The 17,966-nt window shown below is 31.8% G+C and carries 16 protein-coding genes; 7 read left to right on the forward strand and 9 right to left on the reverse strand.

What is annotated here, in order from left to right:
• Positions 1-121: 121 nt before the first annotated feature.
• The 4 genes from rseP to mutY all read right to left on the reverse strand — a co-directional run bounded on the left by rseP (position 122) and on the right by mutY (position 3,638).
• The gene (gene rseP, locus RSC72_RS00005) at positions 122-1,435 is read right to left on the reverse strand and encodes an RIP metalloprotease RseP (protein ID WP_332543546.1); all 1,314 of its coding nucleotides are present in this window, start codon (positions 1,433-1,435) and stop codon (positions 122-124) included.
• A gap of 75 nt (positions 1,436-1,510) precedes the next feature.
• Positions 1,511-2,119: a gliding motility lipoprotein GldD gene (gldD, locus tag RSC72_RS00010; RefSeq protein WP_332543547.1), complete on the reverse strand. Its 609-nt coding sequence runs from the start codon at positions 2,117-2,119 to the stop codon at positions 1,511-1,513.
• 14 nt (positions 2,120-2,133) lie between these two features.
• Complete coding sequence (locus tag RSC72_RS00015) at positions 2,134-2,583, reverse strand: single-stranded DNA-binding protein (RefSeq protein WP_332543548.1); 450 nt, start codon at positions 2,581-2,583, stop codon at positions 2,134-2,136.
• A gap of 35 nt (positions 2,584-2,618) precedes the next feature.
• Positions 2,619-3,638 (reverse strand): A/G-specific adenine glycosylase, encoded by a 1,020-nt coding sequence (gene mutY, locus RSC72_RS00020; RefSeq protein ID WP_332543549.1) that lies wholly within the window; start codon positions 3,636-3,638, stop codon positions 2,619-2,621.
• A 104-nt stretch (positions 3,639-3,742) separates the two neighbouring features.
• On the opposite strand from mutY, the gene RSC72_RS00025 reads away from it, so the two are divergent.
• A complete protein-coding gene (locus tag RSC72_RS00025) occupies positions 3,743-4,039 on the forward strand; it encodes an HU family DNA-binding protein (RefSeq protein ID WP_092909071.1) in 297 nt (98 codons plus the stop codon).
• Positions 4,040-4,251: 212 nt separating this feature from the next.
• Complete coding sequence (locus RSC72_RS00030; protein WP_332543550.1) at positions 4,252-5,823, forward strand: Rne/Rng family ribonuclease; 1,572 nt, start codon at positions 4,252-4,254, stop codon at positions 5,821-5,823.
• A gap of 189 nt (positions 5,824-6,012) precedes the next feature.
• Here the strand turns inward: RSC72_RS00030 and RSC72_RS00035 are convergent, their stop codons facing one another.
• Positions 6,013-6,855, reverse strand: coding sequence for a siderophore-interacting protein (locus RSC72_RS00035; RefSeq protein ID WP_332543551.1), 843 nt, complete (start codon positions 6,853-6,855; stop codon positions 6,013-6,015).
• 168 nt (positions 6,856-7,023) lie between these two features.
• Here RSC72_RS00035 and RSC72_RS00040 point away from each other — a divergent pair, with 168 nt between their 5' ends.
• Entirely contained in the window at positions 7,024-7,779 is a 756-nt protein-coding gene (locus tag RSC72_RS00040; protein ID WP_332543552.1) for a tyrosine-protein phosphatase, read from the forward strand.
• A gap of 36 nt (positions 7,780-7,815) precedes the next feature.
• Here RSC72_RS00040 and RSC72_RS00045 read toward each other — a convergent pair whose 3' ends face one another.
• The 3 genes from RSC72_RS00045 to RSC72_RS00055 form a co-directional block, all read right to left on the reverse strand.
• Positions 7,816-9,753 carry a heavy metal translocating P-type ATPase gene (locus RSC72_RS00045; protein ID WP_332543553.1) on the reverse strand — a complete coding sequence of 646 codons (1,938 nt, stop codon included), beginning with the start codon at positions 9,751-9,753 and terminating at the stop codon, positions 7,816-7,818.
• A 58-nt stretch (positions 9,754-9,811) separates the two neighbouring features.
• Entirely contained in the window at positions 9,812-10,228 is a 417-nt protein-coding gene (locus RSC72_RS00050; protein ID WP_332543554.1) for a Fur family transcriptional regulator, read from the reverse strand.
• A 115-nt stretch (positions 10,229-10,343) separates the two neighbouring features.
• Positions 10,344-13,142, reverse strand: coding sequence for a GH92 family glycosyl hydrolase (locus RSC72_RS00055; RefSeq protein WP_332543555.1), 2,799 nt, complete (start codon positions 13,140-13,142; stop codon positions 10,344-10,346).
• A gap of 89 nt (positions 13,143-13,231) precedes the next feature.
• Between RSC72_RS00055 and RSC72_RS00060 the strand changes: the two genes are divergently transcribed.
• The 3 genes from RSC72_RS00060 to RSC72_RS00070 are packed head-to-tail and all read left to right on the forward strand — an operon-like array spanning position 13,232 to position 16,044.
• Positions 13,232-14,227: an isoaspartyl peptidase/L-asparaginase family protein gene (locus tag RSC72_RS00060; RefSeq protein WP_332543556.1), complete on the forward strand. Its 996-nt coding sequence runs from the start codon at positions 13,232-13,234 to the stop codon at positions 14,225-14,227.
• Positions 14,224-14,901: a copper homeostasis protein CutC gene (locus RSC72_RS00065; protein WP_332543557.1), complete on the forward strand. Its 678-nt coding sequence runs from the start codon at positions 14,224-14,226 to the stop codon at positions 14,899-14,901. The genes RSC72_RS00060 and RSC72_RS00065 overlap by 4 nt, the downstream gene beginning before the upstream one ends.
• Before the next feature lie 18 nt (positions 14,902-14,919).
• Positions 14,920-16,044 (forward strand): DNA polymerase III subunit, encoded by a 1,125-nt coding sequence (locus RSC72_RS00070; RefSeq protein ID WP_332543558.1) that lies wholly within the window; start codon positions 14,920-14,922, stop codon positions 16,042-16,044.
• 55 nt (positions 16,045-16,099) lie between these two features.
• On the opposite strand, the gene RSC72_RS00075 is transcribed toward RSC72_RS00070, so the two are convergent.
• Complete coding sequence (locus tag RSC72_RS00075; RefSeq protein WP_332566025.1) at positions 16,100-16,345, reverse strand: hypothetical protein; 246 nt, start codon at positions 16,343-16,345, stop codon at positions 16,100-16,102.
• 332 nt (positions 16,346-16,677) lie between these two features.
• On the opposite strand from RSC72_RS00075, the gene serS reads away from it, so the two are divergent.
• The gene (gene serS / locus RSC72_RS00080) at positions 16,678-17,946 is read left to right on the forward strand and encodes a serine--tRNA ligase (protein WP_332543560.1); all 1,269 of its coding nucleotides are present in this window, start codon (positions 16,678-16,680) and stop codon (positions 17,944-17,946) included.
• Positions 17,947-17,966 lie beyond the last annotated feature (20 nt).

Raw genomic sequence — 17,966 nt, forward strand, 5'->3', positions numbered from 1 at the left:
CCAAGGACCCTCTGATTAACAGTCAGATGCTCTAACCAACTGAGCTAAGGAGGAATGTTGCTTAATTGTGGGTGCAAATATAAAAGTATTTTTTACACCCACAAAAAATATTTTAAAATTTTTATCCAAAAATCATATTAATGATATCATTTCCGAAGATAAACACCATCAAACCAAGTATTATCACAATACCTACCATTTGTGCTTTTTCTAAAACTTTATCACTTGGTTTCTTACCTGTAACCATTTCATAGATTGCAAAAACAGCATGTCCACCATCTAAACCTGGAATTGGTAATAAGTTAATAAATGCTAACCAAGCAGAAATCATTGCTGTAAATGACCAGAAAAACAACCAGTTCCATTCTGTTGGCATTTGTTTTACCATACCAATAGGTCCAGCAACTTGCTTACGTCCATCTTTTACTTTGAATAATGTTCCGATTCCACGAACTTGCGTTACAATTGCATCAAATGGTTTTGTGATTCCCATTGCAACACTTTCTCCTATTGTATAATCTTTGTGCTCAACTAATGTATTCAAATAAGCAGATCTATCACTTATAAAACCTAATGTACCGTCTTTACTTACAGTTGCCATTAACTCTACAGGTTCTCCATTTCTGATAACACTTAATGATGTGCTTTTACCTTTATATTCTTTAATTTTATTTGTATAATTTGAAAATAATGGTGTTGTAAAACCGTCTACAGCTACTATTTTATCTCCTTTTAATAATCCAGCTTTTTGAGCTGGGCTATTTTCTACAATAGAGTCAACTACAAATGTTGCTTGAGGTTTGAAAAAACCTGATTTATAAGCTAATATTTGTGTTCTGAAATTCTCGTTAATTGGTAAAGAAACTTCTTTTCCATCACGTTTCACTTCTAAAGAGTTTCCTCCTAACAAAGCTTCTTTATTAATTTCTTGTAACGATTTATATTTAATTCCGTTAACACCAACAGGAATATCTCCATTTTTTAAACCCAAAGAAGTTTGAGTAGAATCAACTTCGATACCATATTGCATTTTATCAACATTAACATAAGTTTCGCCTTGTGAAGCAAAAATAGCCGTATAAATAATCATTGCTAAAACGATATTAACAATAATACCTCCTAACATGATGATTAATCGTTGCCAAGCTGGCTTAGTTCTAAATTCCCATGGTTTTGGTTCTTGTTTCATTTGATCAAGATCCATACTTTCGTCAATCATTCCCGAAAGTTTCACATAACCACCAAGTGGCAACCATCCTATTCCATAAACAGTATCTCCGATTTGTTTTTTCCAAATCGCAAATTTCACGTCAAAGAAACAAAAGAAACGCTCTACACGAACGCCAAACCATCTTGCTGTAACATAATGTCCAAGCTCGTGCAACATAACTAATAGCATCAAACTAAGCATTAATGTACCTATTTGTATCAACATATTATTTTAAATTTAATTGATGTTTTTATTTTTTAAACGATTACAAAATTAATTGTTTTTATTTATCAGCCACTTTTATTTTTTCCATTCTAATGTTTCAAGCAGTTTTTTCACATCCTTTTTGATATAATCTACTGCTGGCGCAAGCGAATCTGGCTTTGGTTGAGTTTTAAAATAAACTGAACCTGTAATAAAATTTTTGCTACTATCTGTCGCATGAAACTGCATATTAATGGCAGACTCTCCTCCTAATTCATACAATGTTCCAAAAACACGTTTCTTCGGAAATGAAAATTCTTGAGGCGAAATAAAACTTGCCTTAACGGTCTGGTCCTGAACAAAACGTTCACTTTCTTTGATTTTGATAATCAAATCTTGTGGTGAATTAATAGGAAAATATGTCAAATAAATTGTAGCTTTCATCTTGGGATAAGAAACAACATACCAATTTGGCTGTTTACCTTTTACTATTTTCCCAAAATTAGAATACTGAAAAGTATAAGGTGCATTTTCTGTAAACTGCACGTAGGTTTGTGTTGGATATTCTAATCTAATTTCCCCCAAAGGCTTTGCAACGTCTTCATTCTTGTTGCAAGACACAAAAAAAATAGCACTACTACATAATGCTATTATAGTTTTAAAATTAATTGTATAACGTAAAACGTTAAGTTTTGTAAAAATCATTTATTTTTTTATTTCTAAAAAGGCAAATCGTCTTCTCCATCTTCTAAAAATGGCGGTTCAACAACTGCTGTATTCTGAGATTGATTCGTCTTATTCTGATCATTTTGCGTGTTTTGACGATGTTCATTCTCAACTTTTGGTGTTAAAAATTCAATAGAATTAGCTACAATTTCTGTTGTGTAACGCGTTTGTCCATTATCATCCCATTTTCTTGTTTTGATACGACCTTCTATAAAAACTTTATCTCCTTTTTTTAAATAACGATCACATAATTCCGCTAATTTATTTCGCGTCACAATGTTATGCCATTCCGTTTCTGTAATTCGTTCTCCTGTCCTCGAAATATACGATTCGGTTGTTGCGATAGGAAATCGTCCAATACTATTTTGTTCGTCAAAGTGATGCAATTTCACATCATCACCCAAATTACCAATTAAAAGTACTTTATTCGTTGTTCCATTCATAGTTTAGGTTGTTTAGTGGCTTGTAAGATACAAAGTTAATCCAAATAATATTTATTTATAAATTTTTCTATTGGTTTTGGAAGTGGATATTGATCAAGATCATTTAAAGCAATCATTTCAAAATCTACATCCTGTATAAAATGGTTTATATCTTTTAAAGATACATTTAATTTCCAATATTTTATAAATAAATTTTGATGTGAAAGAATGTGTTTTTCTTCAGAAATAAAACTTAATTTATTTTCTAAACCTTCTTCTAAAACCCAACCTTTATCTAACAAATCTGTTTCGGTTTCTATTTTCGGAAAAGTGTACAAATTTTTCCAAACATCATTTCCTATTCGCTTAGACAAAGCTATTTTATCATCATTTTCAATAACAATAAAATGCAAAAAACGATTTGAAACTTTTGTCTTTTTCAATTTAACAGGCAGCTCAAGTACTTTATTCAATCTCAATGCTTCACATGATTCATTTAACGGACAAATATCACACTTTGGTAACTTTGGTGTACAAATTGTTGCGCCCAAATCCATCACTGCTTGATTAAAATCTCCAGGTCTTTTCTGATCAATAATTTCTAATCCTAAATCCCAAAAAATCTTCTTTGTTTTAGGCGAACTTATATCATCTTCAATATTAAAATAACGCGCAAAAACACGAAACATATTTCCGTCTACTGCTGGTACAGCTTCTTTATATACAATTGATGCAATTGCTGCTGCTGTATAATCACCAACTCCTTTTAGTTTTTTTAGCTCGATAAAATTAGATGGAAAAACACCATTTAACTCTGTAGCAATGTATTGCGCAGTGAAATGTAAATTTCTAGCACGAGAATAGTATCCTAGTCCTTGCCAGAGTTTTAGCACTTTTTGTTCATTAGCTTTTGCTAAATCGAAAATAGTATCAAATTCTTGTATGAAATTATTGTAAAATTTCATACCTTGGTCAACCCTTGTTTGTTGGAGTATTATTTCTGACAACCAAATTCGAAATGGGTCATTTGTATCACGCCAAGGTAAATCTCTTTTATTCTTGTCAAAATATGACAAAATCAGATAGTTGAAGTTCATAAAAACTGAAAAAATCTTTTTTTTGTTAAGATACAATCGTATATTTGCACCCGCTTTCAAATTTAAGAATAATAAGAGGAATTATGACAAAGGCAGAAATAGTAAATAACATTTCAAGTAAATTAGGACTTGAAAAGAGCGATACTCAAAGAGTGGTAGAATCGTTTATGGAGGAGGTGATTAAATCATTAGTAGAGGGAGAAAATGTATACTTAAGAGGATTTGGATCTTTTACTATTAAAACCAGAGCAGAGAAAACTGGTAGAAATATTACAAAAGGAACTTCTATCATCATTCCAGCTCATAACGTTCCAACATTCAAACCAGCTAAGACTTTCATCGAAGATGTAAAGACTAGCGAAGCTAACGTAATCAAATAACAATAAAATAATTGTATCATGCCAAGCGGAAAAAAACGTAAAAGACATAAGGTAGCGACGCACAAACGTAAAAAACGTCGTCGTCTTAACAGACACAAAAAGAAAAAATAATTAATAGCTCAGCTATTAATAGTTTAATCTTTTTACAAGATAGCACTTTTCAAAACTTTTTTGGAAAGTGCTTTTATCATTTTTAAAAACATAATTTTTTGATGAGTAAAGAATTAGTAATTTCAGCCTTAGCTGATCAAGTACGCATCGCAGTTTTAGATGAAGGACGCCTGATGGAATTTCATCAAGATACTGCAAATGATGGCTTTGCAGTTGGTGACATTTACTTGGGAAAAATCAAAAAATTAGCTCCTAGTTTGAATGCAACCTTTGTTGACATTGGTTATTCTAAAGATGCATTTTTACATTATCATGACTTAGGTCCACAAATACGTTCTTCTAATGCTTACAACAAAATTGTAGGAAATGGAACGTATAAAACCGAAAAATTGAAAAACTTCCGTATGGAAGCACCAATTGATAAAGATGGTCAAATTAACGAAATCTTTGCGCCTGGTGATTCTGTATTAGTTCAAATAACAAAAGAACCAATCCATACGAAAGGACCAAGAATTACATCAGAAATTTCTATTGCTGGTCGTTATTTAGTTTTAGTTCCGTTCTCGGAACGTGTTTCGATTTCACAAAAAATCAAACAAAAACCTGAACGCGATCGTCTAATTAAAATTTTAGATGGATTAACGCCAGAAGGCTTTGGAGTAATCATCAGAACTGTAGCAGAAGACAAAAATGCTGAAGAATTACAAGCAGATTTATCGTATTTATTGAATAAATGGGTACAAATCTTCAAAAATCTTCAGAAAAAGAAAGCGCCAGCTAAAATTCTTAGCGAAATGGACAGAGCTTCTTCTATTTTGAGAGATACTTTTAACGACGATTTTGTTAAAATATCTGTTGATGATAACGAATTAGCAGACGAAATGCGCGAATATTTGGAAGTTATTGCACCAGATAAAATTAATTTGGTAAAAGAATATGACGATCCATTTGTTCCTATTTTCGAGAAGTTTAATGTCGAGAGACAGATAAAACAGGCTTTTGGTAAAACGGTGACTATTCCACAATCTAAAGGTGCTTACCTTGTGATTGAACATACTGAAGCGTTACATGTAATTGATGTAAATTCGGGAAATATTTCTCGAAATTCTAAAAATCAAGAAGATTCAGCTTTTGCCGTAAACAAAATTGCTGCTTCTGAGATTGCACGTCAGTTACGTTTACGTGATATGGGAGGAATTGTTGTGGTCGATTTTATAGACATGACAGATGCAGAACATAAGAAAGAATTGTTTGAACATCTGCGAGCTGAAATGGCGAAAGACAAAGCAAAACACAAGATTTTGCCTCCAAGTAAATTTGGATTAATTCAGATTACAAGACAACGAGTTCGCCCTGAGGTGAATTTTATTACGACTGAAGAAAATCCGAACCAAGAATCGAATGAAGTTGAAGCACCTATCGTTACAATTGATAAAATTGAACAAGTGCTCTTGAATATCCTTGAAAGAAAAGATAAAGACTTGAAAAAAATGTCTTTACATGTCCATCCTTTTATCGCTTCGTATTTGAAGTATGGATTGCCAAGCATTCAGATGAAATGGTTTATTAAACATAAAAAGTGGATCAAAATTGTACCAAGAGATGCGTATAAATTTTTACAATTTAATTTCTTAGACAAAGATCATAACACACTTTACAACGAATCAAATTAACAAAAAACCTGCTTTTATAAAGCAGGTTTTTTGTATTATATACGTGTATTTTAATTAAAAACTCGTCAATTCGAGTAATTTTTAGAAACAGAGTAAATAAAAATTATCAAAATACACAAGGGATTAAAGACAATAAAAAAGCTTCACCAAAATGATGAAGCCTTTGCTATATATTCTATAAATATTTGATTAAAAAACTCTAACCAATAATTCTTGTTCTATTTTATCGTGACAATTTTCTAATGCATTTTTCTCTGCTTTACCAGCTTTCCAATGCGATGTACAATAAAATTCGTCTTTTTTCCATTCTAAATCATCTTTAAAAAATGATTTTATTTCTTTTACAGATTTAGATTCTCCCGCAATGTATGCAAAGCGTTTTCCTTCTTTTCGTTTTGGTAAATTTTGCTTTTTAACTAATGTATGCAAAGCTGTTCCGTTACCAACTTCAGGATTTATAATCCATTTAAATTCCAAATTTGCTTTGGTTTCTATCGTATGAATATCGTTTTCTGTTGGGACTTCTAAACAAACAATTCCTTTTGTATTGGCTGATAAAGACTCAATAATTGTAGAAATCGCAGGTAAACCTGTCAAATCTGCTGCTAATAAAATAAAATCTGTTTTGGGTGCTAAATCTTTCTTTTTTGATTTCATCGAAACGCCAATTCTATCGCCAATTTTAGCTTCATTTGCCCAACGCGAACCAGGACCATTCAATCCATGATTTGCAATATCTATAACAACTTGATTGTTTGCTACATCAATATTTCGCAACGTATAAGTACGAGAAACTGGCTTGAATTTATCTGATGGTGAAACCCATTTTTTATTCATCTCGTCATATTCAGCATAGTGTATATCACGAATTCCAAGTGGTGGAAACAATAATTTACATGTTCCTCCTAAGGTTGTATCCTCAAAAAAAGAAACATCATTATTTTCCAGATAAACGCGTATAAGATGTGGTGTTACAAATTCTTTCTTTCTCAAGATAAATTTTTCTTTCGCGATTTTAACTTTTTCTCCCATCGGATTTATTTAGATTTATTCTAATTCTATGCGAAGATAAATTAAATTTAGATTGAATTAAAATAATGTTATGTTAAAGTGAAAACTTATACTTTTTTTAACACCATAATACCGAATATAACTTGTAACTTTTAGGTGTTGAAATTATCAACCTAAAAATGACGAGAAATGGAAAATACTTTAAACGCAATCGCTCTAAATGAAAGAACTCTTTCTCTCGACGGCGGATTTAATTTTAGAGATTTAGGCGGAATAATTAACAAAGAAGAACAAGTTTTAGGAAAAGGATTGTTAATCAGATCAGATGATTTGGCAAATTTGACTGATAATGATTTAGAACTTTTGAATGATTATCCGATACGAACAATTATAGATTTGAGAACAACTTACGAGCGTTCTAAAAATCCAGATCATATTCCGAATAGTTGTAATCATGAGGTTCATTTGGATATTTCTTCTGGACATTTTGAGAATTTGGTAAAACAATTCAGACAAGGAATCTCGAATCCGAGAGAGTTTATGTGCAATATTTACGAGGATTTTGTTTTAGATAAAACGTGTCAAACACAATACAAGAAATTTTTTGATATTATACAACACAAAAACAGAACACCAATTTTATTTCATTGTACAGCAGGAAAAGATAGAACTGGTTTTGCTACAGCTATGATTTTAGCTGCATTGAAAGTAGATTTTGAACAAATTTTGGAAGATTATTTAGCTTCTAATATTTATTTGGAACAAAAATATGCTCATATCCTGAAAATTAATCCTGATTATAAATACTTAATCGAGGTTTATCCAGAATATTTAGAAAAGTCTTTTGATACAATCGAAAAGAATTTCGGAACAATAGAATACTATTTATCAAATATATTAGGCGTTGATCTCCAATTAATGGAGGATTTATATTTAGAAAAATAAAAGTGACCAATTGGTCACTTTTGTTTTATAATAAGGTTAGAATTTCATTCGTTGAATTCTTATTGCATTAAGTATCGCCAACATTGCCACACCAACATCTGCAAAAACGGCTTCCCACATATTTGCAATTCCTTCTGCACCAAGTAATAATACAATTGCTTTGACTGACATTGCTAAAATAATGTTCTGAATGACAATTTTCTTTGTTTCGCGACCAATTTTTATCGCAGTTGCAATTTTAGACGGTTGATCTGTTTGTATCACAACATCTGCAGTTTCTATCGCAGCATCACTTCCCAAACCTCCCATTGCAATTCCGACATCAGAAAGAGCTAAAACAGGTGCGTCATTAATTCCATCTCCAACGAAAGCAATAATTTGATTTGTATTTTGTTTCAGAAATTCTACTTTTTCTACTTTTCCTTCTGGTAATAATTCTCCGAAAGCTTCATCAACATTGACTTCTTTTGCTACTTTTTGAGTGATTGTATTTTTATCTCCACTCAACATTATCGTTTTTGTAACACCTAAAGCTTTCATATTTTGTATGGCAACTTTTGCATCTTCTTTTATTTTATCTGCAATTGTAATGTATCCAGCATATTTATTATCAACAGAAACTACCACAATACTTTCTACAATATCACGGATTTCTTGTGGATATTGAATAGAAAAATGATCCAATAACTTTGTGTTTCCAGCTAAAACAGTCTTTCCATCAACGTTACCTTTCAATCCTTTTCCAGAAATTTCTACGACATCAATCGCTTTAAAATCTGAAGAATGATAAGCCACAATTGCTTTCGCAATAGGATGTGTAGATGGTTTTTCCAAAGCTGAAACCAGATTAAGAAATTCATTTTGATTGAGATTCGTTTCAATTTTTTGCACTTCAAAAACACCTTCTGTCATTGTTCCTGTTTTGTCCATAACAACTGTATTTACTTTAGCCAATAAGTCTAAAAAGTTAGATCCTTTCACTAAAATTCCGTTGCGAGAAGCTGCTCCAATTCCACCAAAATAACCCAATGGAACAGAAATTACCAACGCACAAGGACAAGAAACTACCAAGAAAACTAAACCGCGATAAAGCCAATCTCTGAAAATATAATTGTCAACAAAAAAATATGGAATAACCACAAGCGCCAAAGCCAAAAAGAAAACAATTGGCGTATAAATTTTTGCGAATTTTCGGATAAATAATTCAGTCGGAGCTTTACGTGAAGCCGCATCTTGAACCATTTGAAGAATTTTCGCAATAGAACTATCTTCAAACTTTTTAGTTGTTTTAAGCTCAATTACATTCTCTAAATTTAACATTCCAGCCAAAATAGTTTCACCAGTTTTATAAGTAGATGGTTTACTTTCGCCTGTTAATGCAGACGTATTACAACTTCCTTTATCCGTAATTAAAATTCCATCTAACGGAATTTTTTCTCCAACTTTTATTTGTATTGTTTCTCCAATTGCAACTTCTTGCGGTTTTATTGTTTCGAAAACACCATTTCGTAAAACATGCGCCGTATCTGGACGAACATCTAACAATGCTTTTATATTTCCCTTTGCACGATTTACAGCAGCTTCCTGAAACATTTCACCAATTGTATAAAACAACATTACAGCAACACCTTCGGGATATTCGCCGATAATAAAAGCACCCAAAGTTGCAATTCCCATCAACGAAAATTCATTGAAAAAATCAAATTTCTTGGCTAATTCTAACGCTTCTTTCCAAACAGGAAAAGCAACTAAAATATATGAAATCGAAAACCAAACTAATCGAATCGTTTCATTTTCTACAAACCAAGAAGGTTTTAGAATATATTGAATGAAAATTCCTGAAAAGAATATGAATAAACTAATTCCTAAAAACAGTTTACTCGTGTTGTGTTCATGATTATGATCCTGATCATCATGACTATGTGTATGTTTTTCGTGATCGTCATGTGACGTACTACAGCAAGCTTTAGACATAATTTGAATATTTATAAGACAAAATTATGACGCTTTAACTGCAATCTGGTTGCAAAGTTTAGGATTTACATTGATCGCAAATTCCTTTTAAGATAAAAGATGATTGTTCTGCAATAAAATTTTTGGGAAGATGTATTTCTGGCAAATGAATATTGCGCAAACAGAAGGTTTGATTGCAATTTGTACAATGAAAATGAGCATGCGTAAACTCAGGCGTACATTTACAATTTGATTCGCACAAAGCATATTTTATAGAGCCCGATCCGTCCTCAATAGAATGAATGAGTTTACTTTCTTCAAAAGTTTTAAGCGTACGATAAATTGTTACACGATCGGCTTTATCCATCTCGATTTCCAAATCAGCCAAACTCAACGCAACATCTGTATTCATTAATTTATCTAAAATCAATAAACGCATTGCGGTTGGATTTATCGCTCTACTTTTTAATCTTTTTGTTAAAACTTCGGTTTGCATTTTCTTCGAATTCTGAAATTAAAGTTACGATAAAATGATGAGTTTGAGTTATAGAATTCTTCTTTTAAGTTATAAAAAAATCCATTTGAAATAAATCAAATGGATTTTTAGAATTTTATTTTATTATTATTTCATCTACAAAAATATAGGATTTTCCTTGAAAAGGTTCTGCTAAATGACCTTTTGGAAAAGCACCATAATTGTAAATTTTCACTTTAATATATTGTATTTTTTGTGTTTGAAACTGTACTTTCCAATGATCTGTAAAAATTGAATCATTGAATGGATTGGCATCTTTTTCGATTACTCCTGCCAATTTAAAAACTTCTTTATTTGTAGAAGTATAAATTTCCATTTTTGTTGGCATCATAATCCACGAGCGAGAATCTTGTAAAAAATGTGCATCAACTTCTGAAATTGATTTCGCTTTTCCTAAATCTATAACTGCTTCAAAATCTTGATCGAAATAGCCTTGCCAATCTCCTTTTTTCCAATTTTCTGTTCCGAAAATTCCATCTAACAAACCATCAGGTCCACCTGCATGATATTGCGGCGTATAAGTGGAATGCAACGTGATTGCGTAATCGTTTGGTTTCTTTGTAAAAGTTCCCGAAATCGTTTTACTTTTCTTCTCACCATTTATCACATAAGCCTTTATTGTAGAAGTTTCTTTGATCGAAATTGGATTTTTGAAGGTTTGTTCTTTCTTTCCATTTATTGAATAATAAATTTTATCGTTTGGATTTTGAGAAGTCAAAACAACGGTCATTTTATCTTTAAAAGCTCGTTCAGAATTCTTGAAAACTGGAACAGTTACAATTTTTTCTTCTTCAGAAATAGGCTTTATTTCTCGGTCTTTCAAAAATTCAAATCCTAAAAATTGATTATCCTTGTAATTATCTTTTGTAATGATACGCTTTGTTCCATCTTCTAAATTTACCGTAATTTCATCAAAATATGGTTCAACAGTCGTCCAAATTCCTGAACCTGGCGTTACACTATAAATTCCCATCGAGGCCAAAACATACCACGCGCTCATCTGTCCGCAATCTTCATTTCCGATTAAACCATCTGGCGAATTTTTATAAAAATCATTTAAAATTTTATGAATTAATTCTTTCGTTTTCTCAGGTTTGTCAATATAATTATACAAAAATGCAACATGATGACTTGGCTCATTTCCTTGCGCATATTGCCCAATTAATCCCGTTACATCAACTTGTTCGCGACCTGTCATTTCTGAAGTTGAATTAAATAATTGATCTAATTTAGCTTCAAAACTAGCTTTTCCTCCATAAAAATCAATCATTCCATTAATATCTTGCGGAACAAAAAACGTGTATTGCCAACCATTCGCTTCTGTGTAATTATTGTTCACTTCACGTGGTTCAAAAGGAGAATCCCAAGCGCCATTTTTCTTTGGTTGAATAAATTTTGTACTTTGATTAAATAAATTCTTCCATGATTGAGAACGCTCAATAAAATATTTATAATCATCTTGTTTATTCAAAATCAATGCCATTTGAGCAATGCACCAATCATCATAAGCATATTCTAATGTTTTCGAAACTGACTCGTGTTCATCATCTATCGCTATAAAACCATTTTCTTTGTACGCTTTTAATCCTAAATGATCTAACATTGCTGAGTGTTTTGCAGCCTCAAAAGCTAACTCATAATCAAAACCTTTTAGTCCTTTTACCATCGCATCTGCAATCACAGAAACTGAGTGATAACCTATCATACAATCGGTTTCATTACTCGCTAATTCCCAAACTGGCAAACGCCCACCTTGCTCATATTGCTTGATAAATGTGTTAATAAAATCGACCGTTCTTCGTTTTTCAATCAGTGTATACAATGGATGCGCCGCTCTAAAAGTATCCCAAAGTGAGAATACCGAATAATAATCGAAGTTATTTGCTAAATGAATTTGATCGTCACGTCCACGAAAATTTCCATTCACATCTTGCGCAATATTTGGCTGCATCATTGTGTGATAAAGCGCTGTGTAGAAAATTGTCAACTTTTCTTTATCGGTAGATTTTACTTCAATTTTTGATAACTCTTTGTTCCAGGCTTTTTCAGCTTCCGCTTTCGTTTTAGCAAAATCAAAACTTGGTAATTCTTTTGAATTAACATCAGTTCCTTCAAAACTAGTCGTTGACAAAGTAACATTGACAAGAATTTTTTCTCCTTTTTTTACTTTTTTTCCAAAAGCTAAAGCAATTTCATTACCATTAAATTCTTTTGATTTGATTGAACCATTTTTTGTAGACGTTATTTTCAACGGAACATTGAATTGTATTTTTGCAAAAATCTTTTGATTCGTAGCCCAAGCTTCCGAATTTCTGTAGACATAAACCGTTTTGTCGTCTACAACTTTCACAATTCCATCTAATAACTTATCACGATGATTAAGATCTAAAATAATAGTTGCATCACCAGCTTTATTAAAAGTGTATTCGTGTAAACCAACTCTTGTTGTAGATGTTAATTGCACATTAATATTATCTTTTTCTAATAAAACCTGATAATATCCAGCAGAAGCTTTTTCATTATTATGAGAAAATTTTGAACCATATTCTTTTTGATCAAAACTATTATTGCTCATTGTTGGCATTAACATAATATCTCCATAATCAGAAACTCCAGTTCCATTAAGATGTGTATGAGAGAAACCATAAATAAATTCGTCCGAATAATGATAACCACCACATCCATCCCAACTTCCATCGACACGCGTATCAGGAGAAAGTTGAACCATTCCGTAAGGCAAAGTCGCTCCAGGAAAAGAATGCCCATGTCCACCAGTACCAATAAACGGATTTACATATTTAGCAAAATCTTTGGTTTGAGCATGAATGAAAATCGAAGAAATAATCATCCAAATAGTAAATATAGTTGATTTCATACGTATTTTAAGTTTCTATTTATCAGATAACTGATATACAATAATATGAATTATATTTGTTATCAACACAATTCGAAATCGACAACAATATGAGTAATAGGAGAAATTTTATTAAAAATTTGGGTGCTTTAAGTTTGCTTTTAGGAACATCTAAATTAGATTTGAACGCACAAAATTCTAAAAAAAGTAGAGCTACAAAAGTGAATAAACCAATTGTTTTATCAACATGGGATTTTGGAATTGAAGCCAATAAAGGGGCTTGGGAAGTTTTGAATAATAATGGAACTGCTCTTGATGCTGTAGAAAAAGGAGTTAGAATTGTAGAGGCTGATCCGAATGAACGAAGCGTAGGCTACGGTGGTCGCCCAGATCGCGACGGAATTGTAACATTAGATGCTTGTATTATGGACGATAAGGCAAATATTGGTTCTGTTGCTTCTTTAGAAAACATTAAACACCCTATTTCCGTTGCTCGAAAAGTGATGGAAGATACTCCACATGTGATGCTAGTTGGAGATGGAGCATTACAATTTGCTTTGGAAAAAGGATTTAAAAAAGAAAATTTATTGACTGATATTTCCGAAAAAGAATGGAAAGAATGGTTAAAAGATACTAATTATCAATTACCAATCAACATCGAGAATCATGATACAATCGGAATGATTGCTTTAGATGCGCATGGAAATCTTTCAGGAGCCTGTACTACGAGCGGAATGGCGTATAAAATGCATGGTCGTGTAGGCGATTCGCCAATTATTGGTGCTGGTTTGTATGTTGATAACGAAATTGGTGCTGTTACAGCGACTGGTCACGGCGAAGAAGTGATTCGTATTGCTGGAAGTCATTTGGTTGTAGAATTAATGCGTCAAGGATATTCTCCCGAAAATGCCTGTAAAGAAGCTGTTAATCGAATTATTAAATTAACACAATCTCGTAAAAAAGACCTTAAAAATATACAAGTTGGTTTTATCGCTATCAATAAACAAGGCGAATATGGTTCGTATTGTATTCATCCAGGCTTTAACTTTGCTGTTTACGATCAAACAGGAAATCGTTTGATTAACGGAAAATCTATTACAAAATGAAAAAATTAGAAATCGCTTGTTTCAATCTTGAATCTGCATTGGTTGCATCAAAATCTGAAGCAGATAGAATAGAATTATGTGCCGATGTTTCTGCTGGCGGAATTACACCTACTTTGATTGATATAAAAGCATTAAGAAAAGAAACTGAAAAAGAAATTATGATCATGATTCGCCCTCGTGGTGGAGATTTTTGTTATTCTGATGAAGAATTTGAACAAATGAAATCAGAAATTATCTTGATTAAAAATTTCAGAGTTGATGGATTTGTTTTCGGAATTTTGAATAAAGAAAATGAAATAGATTTTGAACGAAATCAAGAACTAATCGAGCTCGCAAAACCTTTTCCTTGTAGCCTTCATCGTGCTTTCGATAGAACTTCTGATCTTGAAAATTCATTAGAAACAGTCATTAAATTAGGTTTCAAAACCATTTTAACTTCTGGTTTGGCTAATAATGTAAATGATGGAAAACAAACACTGAAAACTCTTGTTAAAAAAGCTAAAAACCGCATTACAATAATGCCTGGAGGTGGTTTACGTTCTACAAATATTCAAGAAATTGATTCGTTTACAAACGCTACTTATTTTCATTCATCCGCACTTATTGATAATTCTGGAATTGCTAATCTAGAAGAAATCAATCTATTAAAAACTTTGATTAATTCAGAAAAATAAAAATAGTAACTTTGGCTTATGCTTTGGGAAAACGTAATTGGTCAAGAAGAGGTTAAAACCAAACTTCAACAATCTATAAAAGATGGTAGAATTAGTCATGCACAATTGTTTGCTGGACCAGAAGGTTCGGGAGCTTTAGCTTTGGCTATTGCTTATGCTCGTGAGGTTTTATGTGGTATTGACAATAATCAATGTAATTTGAAAGTTGATAAACTACAACATCCAGATTTGCATTTTGCATTTCCTTATTCGGCAACAGATTCGGTAAAAAAACCACTTGCGAAGTATCTATTAAATGATTGGAGAAGTTTTGTAGACGAAAGTGTCTACGGAAATTTAACCGATTGGATGTCACATTTGGGAATTGAAAAAAAACAAGGCGTAATTCCCGTTGACGAATCTGATGAAATCGTAAAAACATTGGCTTTAAATAGTTATGAAGGCGGATATAAAATTATGATTATTTGGCAACCAGAAAAAATGACAACTTCTGCTGCCAATAAATTATTAAAAATTTTAGAAGAACCACCTCAAAAGACATTGTTTTTATTGGTAACTGAACGCGAAGATTTGTTGTTACAAACCATTATTTCACGCTGTCAATTGGTCAAAATTCCACGATTATCTCAGAGTTCTATCAAAGACTATTTGATTAATCATAAAAATATTAATCCAGAAAAGGCACAACATATTGCATTTTTATCACAAGGAAATTTACGCGAAGCAATTCATCAACTAAATGATGACGAACATTTGTTTGATAAATATTTTGTGACTTGGGTTCGTAAAGCCTTTATGGCAGCTAAAACCCCAACAGTGCTGAAAGATTTGATTGATTGGTCAAACCAAATTGCAAGTTGGTCGAGAAGCGAACAAAAAGATTTCTTGAATTATTGTTCAGAGATTTTTCGTCAAGCATTACTTAAAACTTATCAAACAAATGATTTAGTTTTTTTAGAAATTAATGCAGAAGGATTTAAATGGCAAGGTTTTGCACCTTTTATACATGGTGAGAATATCCAAGATATATTAAACGAAATTAACGAAGCGGCTTATCATATAGAGCGAAATGGAAATTCTAAAATAATTCTTTTAGACCTTTCTATTAAATTAACGCGCTATTTACATCGCAAAACGGCATAAAAAAACCACTCATCTTATGAGTGGTTCCTTTATATGATTTGAATGTTATTTCAAATTATTTTGCTGGAGCTGCTGCTGGAGCTTCAGTTGTAGCTGGAGCTACTGCTGTAACTGCTGAATCAACTTTAGTAACTGCTGAATCAACTTTAGCTGCTGCTGAATCTACTACTGCTGCTGCTGAATCGATTTGAGCTGTTGCTGAATCAACTACTGCTGCTGCTTCTTCTGCTTTTTTCTCTCCACAAGATACTGCTCCTAATGATAAAGCTGCTACTGCAACTACTGCGAAAAATTTTTTCATTGTTTTATTGTTTTAATTATTAATAATTTTCGATTAATTTTCTTTACCAAAGATATTTCGAAATCAAAGTTTTAGCGTGTAAAATAAATGTAATATGATTGTAATTCAATTTTCGTTTTAAATAAAATGTAAAAAACTCAAAGTCAACTATTTATTTATTATTTTACAATTTTGTGTTTTTATTTGTAAAATAAAATAAGTAGATTTTTTATTTATTTTAGTCAAATTAATACTTAAGAATCTATAAAATGTTAGCATTTTTTGTAGTTAATCATTTAAACATTCAACAAAAAAATTAATTATTTATACATTTGTATAAAATTAATTAAGATATGCTAGTAGTTTCTTACATTCAAGAAAACAAAGATCGTGTAATTGAAGGACTTAAAAAACGTAACTTCAAAAACTTAAATCTTGTTGATGAAGTTTTAACTGTTGATGAACTTCGTCGTAAAACTCAATTTGAATTGGATAATATATTAGCTGAATCCAACAAATTAGCAAAAGAAATTGGTAATTTGTTTAAAGATGGAAGATCGGAAGAGGCTAATGAATTAAAAAATAAAACTGTTGATTTAAAAACACAATCAAAAGAGTTACAAGATTTATTATCTGTTTACGAAAACTCCGTTAAAGAGATTTTATATCAAATTCCTAATGTACCGAATGAAAGCGTAAAAGCTGGTAAAGATGCGGAAGACAATGAAATTGTTTTTGAATATGGTGATGCTATTGCCAAACCAAACAATATGCCTCATTGGGATCTTGCTAAAAAATTCGATATTATTGATTTTGAATTAGGTGTTAAAATTACTGGTGCTGGTTTTCCTGTATATAAAGGAAAAGGTGCTCGTTTGCAACGTGCCTTAATTCAATTTTTCTTAGATACAAACGCAGATGCTGGTTATACAGAAATTGTACCTCCATTCGTTGTAAATGAGGCTTCTGGATATGGAACTGGACAATTACCAGATAAAGAAGGACAGATGTATTATATTGGAGAAGATGATTTGTATCTAATCCCAACATCTGAAATTCCTGTAACAAATATTTACCGCGATGTGTTGGTAAAAGCTGAGGAATTACCAATTACATTGACAGCATATTCTCCATGTTTCCGTCGCGAAGCTGGTTCTTATGGAAAGGACGTAAGAGGTTTGAACCGTTTGCACCAATTTGAAAAAGTAGAAATTGTACGCATCGAAAAGCCAGAAAATTCTTATGCTGCATTGGACTCAATGGTAGAACATGTAAAAGGATTGTTGGAAGCGTTAGAATTACCTTACCGTATTTTGAGACTTTGTGGTGGAGATACAGGTTTTGCTTCTGCAATAACGTATGATTTTGAAGTTTTTTCGGAAGCACAAGAAAAATGGTTAGAAGTTTCTTCTGTTTCTAATTTTGAAACATTTCAAACAAATCGTTTAAAATTACGTTACAAAGACGAAAATGGAACGCAATTAGCACACAGTTTAAATGGTTCTGCTTTGGCTTTACCACGAATTTTAGCTTCTATTTTAGAGAATCATCAGCTTGCTGATGGAACAGTAAAAATACCAAAAGCTTTACAGCCTTATACTCGTTTTGAGATTTTAGATTAATAAATAATCTTACATATAAA

The sequence above is a fragment of the Algoriella sp. genome, from assembly GCF_036647415.1.
Classification (GTDB): domain Bacteria; phylum Bacteroidota; class Bacteroidia; order Flavobacteriales; family Weeksellaceae; genus Empedobacter.